This window comes from Ornithinibacillus salinisoli, from assembly GCF_042684965.1.
Taxonomy (GTDB): Bacteria; Bacillota; Bacilli; order Bacillales; family Amphibacillaceae; genus Ornithinibacillus; species Ornithinibacillus salinisoli.
Map to the genome: position 1 here is coordinate 40,798 of NZ_JBHUMI010000018.1, position 13,005 is coordinate 53,802.

Sequence of the window (13,005 nt, forward strand, 5' to 3'; positions counted from 1 at the left end):
AAGGAAGATACATAATGGCAAAACAAACGGCACCAATAAAGAAAAATGAAACCATTACTTTGACATTTGAGGATCTTACGCATGAAGGTAATGGCGTTGGAAAAATAGATGGCTTTCCCTTATTTGTACCATATGCTCTCCCCGGAGAAGAAGCCAAGGTAAAGGTTGTCAAAGTCAATAAAAAGTTTGGATTTGGTAAATTGCTTGAAATCAAAAATCCAAGCCCTGATCGTGTGGAGCCACCATGTGATGTGTTCTATAAATGTGGAGGGTGTCAGATTCAGCATATGAGCTACAAGATGCAGCTTGCGATGAAACAAAATCAAGTGAAAAATGTGATGCGTAAAATTGCACATTTGGACCATGTTCCCGTTCATCCTACGATCGGAATGGAGGACCCGTGGCGGTACCGAAATAAGGTTGCTATTCCTGTTGGTGAAAACAATGGTGAGTTGATTACTGGATTTTATCAGATGAGAAGTCACCAAATTATTGAGGACATGGATACCTGTGTAGTACAGGACGATGCCAATGACCGGATTGTGGAAGGTGTACGGCGAATTGCAGATCGACTTGGAATCAAAGCTTATGATGAGAAAAGTCATCGCGGAGTATTACGTCATATTATGGTTCGGACAGGCCACGAAACAAAGGAAGCAATGGTTGTGTTGATTACCCGGACAAAAGATTTACCACATAAGGACGAATTAATTCGTGAACTAACAGAGACTTACCCTCATATAAAATCAGTAGTCCATAATGTCAATACTAGACGTACGAATGTAATTATGGGAGAACAAACGACAGTATTGTGGGGCGAGGAATATATTTACGATGCGATTGGTAATATTCGTTTTGCGATTTCAGCGAAGTCATTTTATCAAATTAACCCTCCACAGACGAGAAAGCTGTATGATAAAGCGTTGGAATATGCGAATACAAGTGAACATGACACAGTAATCGATGCGTATTGTGGGATTGGTACGATTTCCCTATTTTTGGCACAGAAGGCAAAGAAAGTTTATGGTGTGGAAATCGTACCAGAAGCAATTAATGATGCGAAGATTAATGCAAAAATCAATGGTATTACAAATGTAGAATTTGCTGTTGGAGAAGCGGAAAAGGTTATGCCAAAGTGGAAGGATGAAGGTTTACATCCAGATGTGGTTGTCGTTGATCCCCCACGAAAGGGCTGTGATGAAGGTCTTCTAAACGCGATGATAGAGATGGAACCAAAGCGAATTGTGTATGTTTCTTGTAATCCATCTACGTTAGCAAGAGATTTACGGATTTTAGAAGATGGTGGATATGAGACAAAGGAAGTTCAGCCTGTTGATATGTTTCCACAGAGTATGCATGTTGAGGCAGTTTGTTGGTTGGAGAGGAAATTGTCTAACTAAAACAAACTTCTCTCAGTCATAATAAACACTTCCGATTTCGGGGTCTAATCCAATAATTTCTCGGGTTTTCTTCAATAAGAACCCGGGATTTTTTTGGTTTTTTCAATACCAATCAATATCTTTTCAATAGTTTTTTCATAAATAAATTAGGACTCTACCCATTGTCAATACTGGGTTTGTTCAATATTCTATTCATGCTTTATCTCAATAATAACCCTATTCTGGTTCAATACGGTTCGATGTCTTCTTACGTCTTTTTTGTTCTCTTTTCTCCAATATTCTTCCTTCTATTCCGGGAAGAACTTAGTTACAATGGCAGAATATTCTATACAGCCCAGAAAAAAAAGAGGGGTAATCAGGTGATTTAGGGAAGAACTAAGTTCCATTGCCTTGTGGCATAGATGAGTGGATGAAGTCTTGGGGGAGAAGGGGTAAATAGGAAGTTAGGGGAGATACCAACAAAGTTACAGATACATATAGTAGAAGAAAGAAATCATAAGAAATAAAAGAGTAGAGGTGTGTTATAAAAATTTTGAATATTACGGTAAAGTTGAAAGAGATTAAAGAACTTGTGAACTAACAGTCACAAAGGTATAAGTTCATCATTTTAAAGAGTGACATTCACCAAAACACTGGTGAATGTCACTCTTTATTCATCCTTTTTTATCTTTCTATAAATTCAACATTACGACGTGGTAAATCAAAGTAGAATTTTTGGTATTTGCTTACTTGATCAGAATCTTCAATTTGGAAATTTGAATCACTGATCTCTGCAGAATACTCGCTAAAATCTAGATCGCTTTCTTCAAGTGCGAATTCAATTTCTAAAGACTCATTTTCATTTTCAAACTGAATTATAAGTTTGTCATCTTTCAGTTCATATGTCCCTTCTTCGCCATGAAGATGATGATTGATTACTTTTTTTTCATCTAAAAATTCTAATTTCATTTTAGTATAAAATTTATCAGGATCGTTGGGTGATCCCCCCTCACTAACATCGAACGTTTTTCCCGATAATTCGTCGCTGTTGCTACAAGCTGTGATGATGAGTGCGGATAGAACTGCTATAAGTATCATAAAGCCTTTTTTCATGTGAAATCCCCCTTTATTAGTAATACGATGAATGATGTTTATAAGTTTCAAAAAGTTATCGTATTCCTATTTTTGCTTCAAAAAACCTACCTAATGTGCTTGATGAGAATCAATTATCCTTATCTACATGCTACATCGCAATTTTTAGTTCAGATGATGGAACGGTTAACGTCGCCTATTAATTCCCATTGCTTATACTATTATTATAGCATTCAACATTGAAGAATTTTACCATCCTATTATTGGTCATTATGGTGTTAATTTTGTTTCGAAAGACTTTATAGTGGACATTCATCATGGCATGTTATTTCAACGAAATATTAATGTAATAAATATTCCTAATGCAACACCAGAAAAGTTAAGGTCAAATAGGAATTCACTTTTAAATGAAGGTAAAGGGGATAATATACAATATATCCTATATTTCATAAGTAGTAAAGATCCCATGAAATCAAGTCTTTGTAATTTTCTTTTTTCAATGACTCTTATTTCTACTATGTCTAACTAATTTAAACATGCCCTAACCAAAATAAACATTTCCGATTTCCGGGTCTTTTTTATAATTATCCCTTGTCCTGTCTTGGGTTGTCCGTGTTTCCTATATGCAATAAATTGAGAGAACTTTATTTTAAAACGGAAAAAAAGGTGAAAAAACTGGTGGAAAATAAGTGAAAAAACGGTCATTTTTGATGCGAAAAAGTGGAAAAATAGGGTTTCTATAGGTAAACTTTATTTTAACTCTACAGAAATTGTTTAACTAAAAAATAAAACTGCTAGGTAAAATAAACATTTGCGAATTAAGGTTAGCATTGTTTGAATTTCAAATAGCTTGACCTGGGGCCTCAGTATGCTATGTTGTAATTGAAAGAAAGGAATGATCGAATGAAGAAGATAACTATGATTTTTTGTTGTAATGTTGCTCTACTATTGCTCGTTGGATGTGCAAACGACACGAACGAAGAGTCAGAAAAAGATATTTCAGAGAATGACTCTGCTTTAGAATCTGAAGATGAAAGCAACCTAGACGAGGAGGGAGATGAATCTAAGTCCACAACAGGTTCAGGAGAATCCGCAACGGGCGATTCTAATGATACTTCTTCTCAAGAAACAAGTAACGAGGATTCAAATAATACATCAGAAGAAGATTTATTGTCGGAATATTCCGCTGCGGAAATTGAATATGCTCGAGTTTGGTTGCAACTTGGACCCAATCAAGATTTAGATGAATTGAATGTTCGACATATTCCAGCTGGCGAACAAATCAATCCTAATGATGACACCAGCGCTACTTACCCTGAAGATGTTATCCAGTTAGCAGGTTCTCGCTTAGTAGATGGATCAGTAACTTATAGTGGTAATGGGGATGGTACGATTAATGTATACAACGTTCCTTTACGTTGGGATAGCAATGACTCTGCTGATGTAGATGAAGACTTCATGAAAGAATACACAGAGGGTATTATTGAAGATGCAGAGCTAGTGTACGTTGACCCAAATGACGATGAAGAAATCATAGAACTAATTGATATAATGAAAATTCATTAATCAGAGCGTTTTATTGATTTTACGAAAATGCCATAAAAGAAGGGGGAACGGCTTTGATTTTTATCGGCCTATTCTTTTGTGTTATTGCTCTCATCCTTATATTTATAAAGGTATGGTGCATGGTGACTGGGAAATTAGTAGAAGGCTCAATCGTTGGATATGTCCGTGGGTCCAAAGGATTGTATGGATTTGTAGGATATAATTATAGAATAAGATTAGAATATAATGGTGAAATATATTATTCCACTTCTATAGACGGTGTGACTGTTACTAATGGAACCATACCTAAGAAAAATCTAGGGGCAAAATCCTTCGTATACTTTAACCCTAAATCACCAAAAAGTAGAGTAGCTTTGAAAGGCGTTCATCGATTAGAGTGGATGGCTTTCTTATTACTTGTAATCGGAGTAGTATCCATTTGGTTAGGCTTAATCTTACTGGAATAGGTAATAAGGAAGGTATGAAGAATTAGGAGAAATACTTGAGCATATACATACTATAGAATTTGTGAACGCTGATAGTATAATCAATCCCAGGAATTTGTGACAGAAATAGAATCGAAATACTTTTTGGGCAAGTTTATAAAATGAATAAATTGAAGTTAATTAAATTAGTAATATAAGGTTTCTATGATAATAAAAATTTCTTTCTTAGAGTACGGGTTGTTCAAAAATTGGTAGAAAGAAACACTATTTTAAAAACTTGATCATGGTGATTCGCTCTTTAGACATTCTATTTCCTATGTCAAATTAAATTAATATTTCTATTTTGGCCTGGTTTTCGTGAAAATAAACTTTTCCGAATTCCGGGTTTTATTATGCCATTCCCTTCCCGGTCTGCTTACCGTTTAAGGGTATTCGTTCCACCTTAAACAAATAGTGAGAGCTAGTGTGAATTAAATAAGAGGTGTATTTACTTTAATTATTTAGTATGAAAGGATTAATATAATGTTGAGACTGCTTTTTGTTTGAAGATTACTTCTCTTTATTTAGGAATGTAATAAGGGATGCGAGCAAAAAAACGGTGTTAGGACTACTTTTATCTATAAACAACATACATTTGCTTTGATAAGCTGTGTAATTATATATGAAAAGAGGTTATTTCATGAACCTATATTGGGTATGGATCCTGTTAAATGTTATGGTATGGCCATTTTCGTTGCTTTACTTTAATCATCATATAGATGAGCTAACGGCACGCTTGTTTGGAGCTTTCCTTTATTTTGTTATTTTCTTTATCGTTCCTTTAGTTGAACGAAAACCGAATATATTAGTAACGCTATTGAGTATGAATGCTATAGTTACTGTTATAACTTTGTTTCCTTACGAGGATGGATTATTTAATCCATATATTATTCTAATACTTTCCATTCTTATTGCAGAAGGATTTTATCGATTGCCATTTAGTTATAGCATTATCGTAGGGGGAAGTGGAGCATTGGGGTTAATCCTAACTGTTCTTTATTCCGATTTAGAACCATTTGTTCAGATTTGTATAGGAATTTACAGCGTCCTATTAATCATGGCGATGATGTATTATAAGAAAACAAAGAATCGTTCAGATGATTTGAATGCAAGATATCAAGTGCTTCTGGGTGAATATCGTGAATTGAAGCGAAGGGCTATTTCCGAGGAAGAGATAGCTAGACAGGAAGAACGAGTACTTATTGCACATGAAATCCATGATTCAGTGGGACATAAGTTGACTGCTCTCCTCATGCAACTTGAAATGTTTCGTTTGAAAATTTCTAGTGAATATAAAGAACAAGTGCTGTCCTTTAAGAAACTTGCGAATGCCAGTTTAGAGGAAACTAGAAGGGCAGTAAAATCTCTGAAAGCCAGTGATTCTGGAGGACTTCCTGGAATTTTACGTTTAATACGCAAATTGGAAATGGAAAGTTTTATACGTATTCATTTTTCTGTAAAACATGGTGCATTTACTGCTCCGTTAACCGGAGAGCAATCTTTTGTCATCTACCGTGCTGTGCAAGAGGCATTAACCAATATAATGAAACATAGTCAGGCAAGAGAAGCTGAGATTACATTTGAAGCACCTGGTGGGGGTGTTTTTCGCTTTGAAATTAGTAATCCAATTAGAGATAATAATAAATATCAGGAAGGGTTTGGACTAACTTCCATGCGGGAGCGGTTAGAGAAATTTGGCGGTGATCTTGAGGTTTTTAAAACAGAAGAGCAATTTGTTGTCACCGGATTTATAAAAATTGGATATGGGGGATTAGAATGATTCGGATACTATTGGCGGAAGACCAGGTAATGGTAAGACAAGGGTTGAAAATGATGATTGAGTCGGATAAAGAAATGAAGGTAGTGGGTGAAGCAGACAATGGCAAGGAAGCCATTCTCCTTTGTGAAAAACATTCGTTTGACATTGTGATCCTTGATATTCGTATGCCTGTAATGGATGGAATTGAGACTGCTAAAGTTATTCAATCTCGTTGGCCAAATACAAAAATCTTAATTTTGACAACGTTCGATGATGATAATTATGTGTTGGAGACGTTAAAAATAGGTGTTAGTGGTTACATCCTAAAGAACGGAGATACAGATTCTTTACTTCGCTCTATCCGAAGTGCATTGACTGGAGGTTTGTCCATTGAGGATCATGTGGCAGCAAAAGTCATGCCACTCCTATTAAAGAATGAGGAAAAAAAAGTTCCCGATTCATCCTTAACTCCACGTGAGAGAGAAATTTTAAAGGCCATTGGTGAAGGCCTGAATAATGGAGAAATTGCAGAAAGGCTTGCTATATCAATAGGAACAGTTAAAAATAACACCAGTCAAATTTTGAATAAACTAGAATTAAGGGATCGTACGCAGTTGGCTATTTATGCAATTCGCCATAATCTGGTATAAATAGAATAAAAAATGACGAAAGTAATGGATTAATTAAACTATCATGACTGGAGACAGTGGTGCCACTGTTTCTTTTTTTGTACATTAGAAAAAGACCGGGATGAAAAAGAATGTTATTAATTAGAAATATAAAACGGAAGGAGTGCTTCATAGATGCTTGAAACGGTAAATCTCAGTAAAACATTTAAAGACAATAAAGCAGTAGATGGAATTGATATATATTTAGATAAAGGTGAATCAGTTGGATTACTTGGTCCGAATGGTGCTGGGAAATCAACAACCATTTCCATGATTTCATCGCTATTAAAACCTACCACTGGGGATGTACGATTAAATGGAAAAAGTGCAATTAAAGACCCATCTGAAATTAGAAAGATGCTTGGTGTTGTCCCGCAAGAAATTGCTTTATACGAGGAACTATCTGCACATGAAAATCTTAAATTTTTCGGTGAAATTTATAAAGTTAAAAAAAATATGTTAGAGGATCGAATTCAGGAAGTACTTGAGATGGTTGGATTGAAAGAGCGACAAAAAGAGCTTGTTAAAACATTTTCAGGTGGTATGAAAAGAAGAGTAAACATTGCAGCGGCATTGTTGCATCGACCAGAAATCTTAATTCTTGATGAGCCGACCGTAGGCATTGACCCGCAATCAAGAAACCATATCTTGGAGACAGTTCGAAATCTAAATGAGGAACATGGAACAACTATACTTTATACGAGCCACTATATGGAGGAAGTAGAGCAATTATGTAATCGTGTCTATATTATGGACCATGGGAAAGTAGTAGCGTCTGGCACAAAAACTGAATTACTAAGTATTTTGTCCAGTGAAGATACCATACAAGTGCAGCTTAGTAAAACGAGTGATGCATTAATCGAAAAGATAAAAGTCATGGAACATGTGCGTCAAGTGGATGAAACAAGTGATGGAATCCGCATTATTTCTAAAAAAGGCAGTAATATTCTAAGTGACTTAGTACATGCTGCCGAAAAAGAGGAAAGTCAGATTACGAACTTTCGAGTAGAAGTACCAAGTCTTGAAGATGTATTCCTACATTTAACTGGTAAAACGTTACGAGATTAAAAGGAGGTAATAGAAATGGGCTCATTTTTAAGAAAAGATTTTTTAGTGTTTTGGAGAGACCGCAAAGAGATTCTGTTGGCTCTATTACTTCCGATCGTTATTATTGTTGTATTAAGCATTGCCTTTTCTGGATTATTTAATAACGATTCAGAGTCTGTAAATATTGATATAGCTATTGTTCAGGAAGATGATGAAGCGTTGGGATTGGAACAATTTGAAGAAACCGTGGAAGGTATGGAATTATCCTCGATGGAGAAAGGAGCGATTCTTGAACAAGTTTCACAAGTTAGGCCAATTCGTTTCATCCACGATTTTATTAATAATCCGGAATTGAAGGATTGGTTGAACTCACAGGAATTACCGGAAGCAGAAGCCATAGAATTAGTGGAAGCTGGTGAGTTAGATGCTATCATTAAGGTTCCTAAAGGATTCACGTATGAGGTTTTATCTCAGGTGATGTTAGGGGAGCAATCAGACGTTCCATTAATTATCCACGCTGAGGAGCAATCGAACGAAGTTAGTGTCCTTCAAGATATCGTTTATAATTTCATTAATACGCTTAATTTGCAATTTGCACTAGGAAGTAGAGCAGGTGCTGAATTGGCAGAACCGGATCTGCCCCAAGGGGGAACAGAAATAATGGGGGGCGTTGATGTTGATAATTATAGCATGACTCAATACTTTACGATTGCAATGAGTACGCTTTTTGCTCTATTTATTTCCCAGACGATTGCGTTAAAAACCGTGACGGAGAAGAGGGAAAGAGTTTTTAATCGGATCTTATTGACCAATAGTAATCCCCTATATTATCTAATGGGTAAAACATTTGCAACGTTTTGTTTAGTCTGGTTACAGATGATGATTACGATTACGGTTTCGCAATTAATATTAGATGTCTTTCCCGGAAAATCGCTTGATTTTTGGCTCGGTTTAATAGCTGTCATTACCGTTTATGCTTTATCGGTCGCCGGATTATCTGCGGTATTTACAACCATAACATTAAATCTGCATGACCCAAATGCAGTGAGTGGATTAACTACATTAATTATTATGACGATTGGAGTTCTTGGAGGTGGTTTCTTTCCAATACAAGGGCTTCCCGAGTTTATGCAAAGAATTGGGGAATGGACGCCAAATGGTCTAACACAGACCGTTTTGATCGAGTGGATTCAATATACTGATTTGCAGGACTTAATCATACCAATTATTATCCTTATCGTATTTTTCATTGTCTGTTTGATTATTGGAATGGTGGCCTTTCCAAGGAGGGGGAGAGTATAATGTACCCAGTTTTTATGGCACAGTGGACGAAAGATAGACGAAAGCCACTAACAATTATTTTATTTATTGTATTAAGTATTATAGCAACCGTAATATTTGGAGATAACTCACAGTATGCACAAACATCTGTTGCGATTTTTAGTTCTGAATCAAACGCTCAAGAAATTGAAGGGAAATGGGCAGAATTATTAAATGAGGATAGTGATATTGAATTTGTTATTACGGACGAAAAGAAAGCACGTAAAGATGTTTCTGAAGGAAAAAGAGATGTAGCCATTCGGTTAATGGAGAGCGATTATCGTTTGGTTACTGCATCCGATATGCCAAGTATACAACTTGTTGAGCAGGAAGTTGATAAAGTATTTACAAAAGAGGCAACACTTGAAGCGGTTGCAGGTACAGAGGATACTTCTGAATTACGAAATGAAGTGGACAATTATATGGATCATCCACCAATAAAAGTTGAATCACAAACGCTAACTGGTGGAGAAGTTCCACAGCATAATATGGGGATGCAATTATTATTTGGCTTTACCTTGTTTATGGCAATGTTTACCATTGGGTTTAAAGTAAATGGAATCAATGCAGATAAGGTAAGTGGCATATGGAACCGATTGATTCTTTCTCCGGTAAGTAAGACTAGTATGTATGTAGGACATTTATTTTATAGTTTTTGCGTTGGTTTCTTTCAAATGATAGCTGTTTTTCTCATTTTTCAATATATAATGGGCTATGATATTGGGAACCTTAGAATGATTCTGGTTATTACGGCAGTGTATACACTAAGTATGGTTAGTATGGCGATGTTAATTGCTGGTATCACCAAAACCCCTGAAAAATTTAATATGATCTATCCATCGATCATTCCAATTATACCTATCATCAGTGGTGTTTATATGCCTCCAGGAACAATAAGTAATCCAATCCTTCAATTTATAGGAAATCTATTTCCGTTGTCTCATGCTACAGAAGCAATGATGGATGTAGCTCTGTTTAATGCACACTGGAATGATATTGCTTTATCAATTTCCTTAATGTTACTTATTGGTGTGGTGTGTATGGGGGTAGGAATTAATATGGTTGAACGGATAAGGGGATGAAATAGCGAAGAGTTGTTAAACCCTGATTAAGTTTAAAAATAATATGCGAATTCGGGCTCCTTTTGATATTAAACCCTTATATCTAATTAAACAACTTTTCTGGATTTTTTGTTTCCAAGTGAAACGCTTAATTTGTTCAAGTGAAAAGTACCAATGATTACAAGAACACTGACTCTTTCTAAATTAATGGATCGAGTTCAGTGTTTTTCTATTTAATCACACATCATAACTACTTAGAGTTTTATAGAATGGTCTTTACAAATTCGAACCTCTGATGTATAGTTGGTTACACGAGTATACAACCGAACAATTCGACTTCATGTACAAATCGAGAAAAAGAAAGGAGTGTTCTTGTTGAAGCCAATATTAGACGAGTCACTACCGATCTTTCAGCAAATTGCACAAATCATAAGAAATGACATTGTTGAAGGACATTTAAAAGAAGAAGAAAAAGCTCCATCTGAAAATGAACTGTCAAATTTTTATAACATTAATAGGGCAACGGTGAGAAAAGGATTACAAACCTTGGTTGATGAAGAAATAATATACAAAAAACGTGGGATTGGGATGTTTGTTGTGAAAGGGGCAAAAACAAAATTGTTAAATGAAAGGAAAAAACAGTATAAAAAAGAATATATTTTGCCACTGCTTGAAGAAGCAAAGCGGTTGGATATGAGTGTTGATGCAGTATTGGAATTAATAAAAGAGGAGGAAAACAAATGATACAGGTTGAGAATGTTACCTATGGTTACGGAGATGCACCAGTACTTGAGGATATTTCCTATAGCGAACAGGAGTATGGTATTACTGCAATTTGGGGACGAAATGGGGCAGGAAAAACCACATTAATGAAACTTCTTGCTGGTCATGAAAAGCCTAGTAAAGGCAAAGTTGAAATTATGGGAATGGCTCCCTATAACCATGCAGAAGCTGTTCAGTATGTATGTTATATGCAAGAGGAACACCCATTCAGTAGCATATGGAGTGTAAAAGATGCCCTGCGATTTGGTAAGTATTATTATTCCAATTGGGATGAGGATTTGGCTAAACGACTTTTAAAGACCTTTCGGTTAGATGAAAAGAAGAAAATATCTAAATTGTCAAAGGGAATGAAATCAGCTTTGCAATTTATCATAGGTATTTCTAGTCATGCAGAAATTACGATCCTTGATGAACCTAGTAATGGATTGGATGCAAGCATGCGTAAGAAAATGTATCAGTCTTTACGTGAAAGTCACGAGGAACATCCACGATTGATTTTGCTGTCTACGCATCATATTGAAGAAATACAGCCTATATGTGAATCACTAGTTGTTGTTCATGACAAAAAAGTATTCATACATGAATCCATGGATGAGATGAGGGAGTATGGAGTATGGTTAGCAGGAGAACAAAACAAGATAGAAAAAGTGGTTGATGGATTAAGTATCTTAGAAAAAAGTGGATTAGGGTCAAGATTAAAAGTGATGGTTGATGTACCTTTTAATGATGAGTGGAAAGACATTGCATCACATCATGGACTTTCTATAGAAAAAGCTAAGCTACAGGATTATTTACTAAATAAGACGGAGGAGGCAGAGTAGGGATGAATTCATTATATGGAACAATTCGTTTAGTATCGGAGGATGCCCTATATTTTTTGGGTAAAATGGTGTTTCTCTACATTACCATTCCATTGACGGTGTTTTGGCTCCTTATTGGATATATATTTGGGATTGGAAATGATGTAGTTGCTTCGATTTCAGGTCCCGCATATTTCTTTATTATGTTATTTTCCATAGGTGGGTATAAATCACTGTATCCAATTGCGATCGGTTTGGGAAGTACGAGGGTTCAATTACTCAAGGTATTTTATGGTATTGGTATATTAGCCGTTGTCATGAGTATTATATTTTTAAATGTATTACAATTTATTTTAAAAACTGTATACCTTCAATGGGAAATCGGAGCGAATATTTTACATCCGGGGATTTTCTTAGTAGGTGATTACCATTTCTTTGCTTATTTATGGATTGATCTTATGTTTGGACTCTTTTTGTTCGGAGTACCTTTCCTACTATATAGTATTAATTTTCGGTTGGGGATGCGAAAAAGTATAATCATCCTCATGTTGTTGTCGATCATGGTTATGTTTTTGTATTATGGTGGTTATTTAAACAATAGTATGGAGTGGTTTTTAGGATTGGATTTAGATGCTCTGGGAATGACATTAATTACTTTACTAGGTTTATGTAGCATTGGCGCATTATTATTATCATATCCAATTTTACGAAATGCTCCGTTGAAGGCAAAGACTAGAAAGGATTAAACTGGGAATATTGCTCCAGCAGATTACTTTGCTTTCTGAGTGCACGGACATAGCTTCTTCGAAAAAAAAATCACTTTCTTTACCAGTAGCGATTCGCTCGCAATCAGGTGCAGTGAAGATTGTAAAGTACATTACTAGTGGAAATTTACGAAGACTCGTTGAAAAGCTACAGTTCGTAAAATAAATATAAATATCATATTGATTCATAGGCATTTTCAGGGTATGATATACAGAAATATTTGTAAATTAAATAAAACTATAAGTAATGATAGAAATTAGTAGTGACTTATCTCCCTGTTCCAGAGAGCTGATGAATGGTG

12 protein-coding genes and 1 other annotated feature (1 of these 13 only partly in view) are annotated in these 13,005 nt (G+C 35.5%); of the genes, 11 read left to right on the forward strand and 1 reads right to left on the reverse strand.

The features are described 5' to 3' along the window. Positions 1-14: 14 nt before the first annotated feature. Positions 15-1,400, forward strand: coding sequence for a 23S rRNA (uracil(1939)-C(5))-methyltransferase RlmD (gene rlmD, locus ACFSTA_RS16150; RefSeq protein ID WP_377557861.1), 1,386 nt, complete (start codon positions 15-17; stop codon positions 1,398-1,400). Between the two features lie 663 nt (positions 1,401-2,063). Here the strand turns inward: rlmD and ACFSTA_RS16155 are convergent. Continuing rightward, positions 2,064-2,492, reverse strand: coding sequence for a hypothetical protein (locus tag ACFSTA_RS16155; RefSeq protein ID WP_377557862.1), 429 nt, complete (start codon positions 2,490-2,492; stop codon positions 2,064-2,066). 882 nt (positions 2,493-3,374) lie between these two features. On the opposite strand from ACFSTA_RS16155, the gene ACFSTA_RS16160 reads away from it, so the two are divergent. From ACFSTA_RS16160 to ACFSTA_RS16205, 10 genes are all read left to right on the forward strand, one after another. Further along, positions 3,375-4,037: a hypothetical protein gene (locus ACFSTA_RS16160; protein ID WP_377557863.1), complete on the forward strand. Its 663-nt coding sequence runs from the start codon at positions 3,375-3,377 to the stop codon at positions 4,035-4,037. A gap of 53 nt (positions 4,038-4,090) precedes the next feature. Beyond that, positions 4,091-4,483: a DUF3592 domain-containing protein gene (locus ACFSTA_RS16165; protein ID WP_377557864.1), complete on the forward strand. Its 393-nt coding sequence runs from the start codon at positions 4,091-4,093 to the stop codon at positions 4,481-4,483. A gap of 658 nt (positions 4,484-5,141) precedes the next feature. Further along, positions 5,142-6,281: a sensor histidine kinase gene (locus ACFSTA_RS16170; protein WP_377557865.1), complete on the forward strand. Its 1,140-nt coding sequence runs from the start codon at positions 5,142-5,144 to the stop codon at positions 6,279-6,281. Then, entirely contained in the window at positions 6,278-6,910 is a 633-nt protein-coding gene (locus ACFSTA_RS16175; protein WP_377557866.1) for a response regulator, read from the forward strand. Before ACFSTA_RS16170 ends, ACFSTA_RS16175 begins: the two co-directional genes overlap by 4 nt. 153 nt (positions 6,911-7,063) lie before the next feature. Further along, complete coding sequence (locus ACFSTA_RS16180) at positions 7,064-7,996, forward strand: ABC transporter ATP-binding protein (RefSeq protein WP_377557867.1); 933 nt, start codon at positions 7,064-7,066, stop codon at positions 7,994-7,996. Between the two features lie 15 nt (positions 7,997-8,011). Next, positions 8,012-9,277 carry an ABC transporter permease gene (locus tag ACFSTA_RS16185; protein WP_377557868.1) on the forward strand — a complete coding sequence of 422 codons (1,266 nt, stop codon included), beginning with the start codon at positions 8,012-8,014 and terminating at the stop codon, positions 9,275-9,277. Further along, entirely contained in the window at positions 9,277-10,377 is a 1,101-nt protein-coding gene (locus tag ACFSTA_RS16190; RefSeq protein WP_377557869.1) for an ABC transporter permease, read from the forward strand. The genes ACFSTA_RS16185 and ACFSTA_RS16190 overlap by 1 nt, the downstream gene beginning before the upstream one ends. A 345-nt stretch (positions 10,378-10,722) precedes the next feature. Further along, positions 10,723-11,100: a GntR family transcriptional regulator gene (locus ACFSTA_RS16195; protein ID WP_377557935.1), complete on the forward strand. Its 378-nt coding sequence runs from the start codon at positions 10,723-10,725 to the stop codon at positions 11,098-11,100. Beyond that, entirely contained in the window at positions 11,097-11,960 is an 864-nt protein-coding gene (locus tag ACFSTA_RS16200) for an ATP-binding cassette domain-containing protein (protein WP_377557870.1), read from the forward strand. The genes ACFSTA_RS16195 and ACFSTA_RS16200 overlap by 4 nt, the downstream gene beginning before the upstream one ends. A gap of 2 nt (positions 11,961-11,962) precedes the next feature. After that, positions 11,963-12,685, forward strand: coding sequence for a hypothetical protein (locus ACFSTA_RS16205; protein WP_377557871.1), 723 nt, complete (start codon positions 11,963-11,965; stop codon positions 12,683-12,685). Positions 12,686-12,941: 256 nt separating this feature from the next. Further along, positions 12,942-13,005 (forward strand) — a binding site (T-box leader) (it continues 145 nt past the right edge of the window).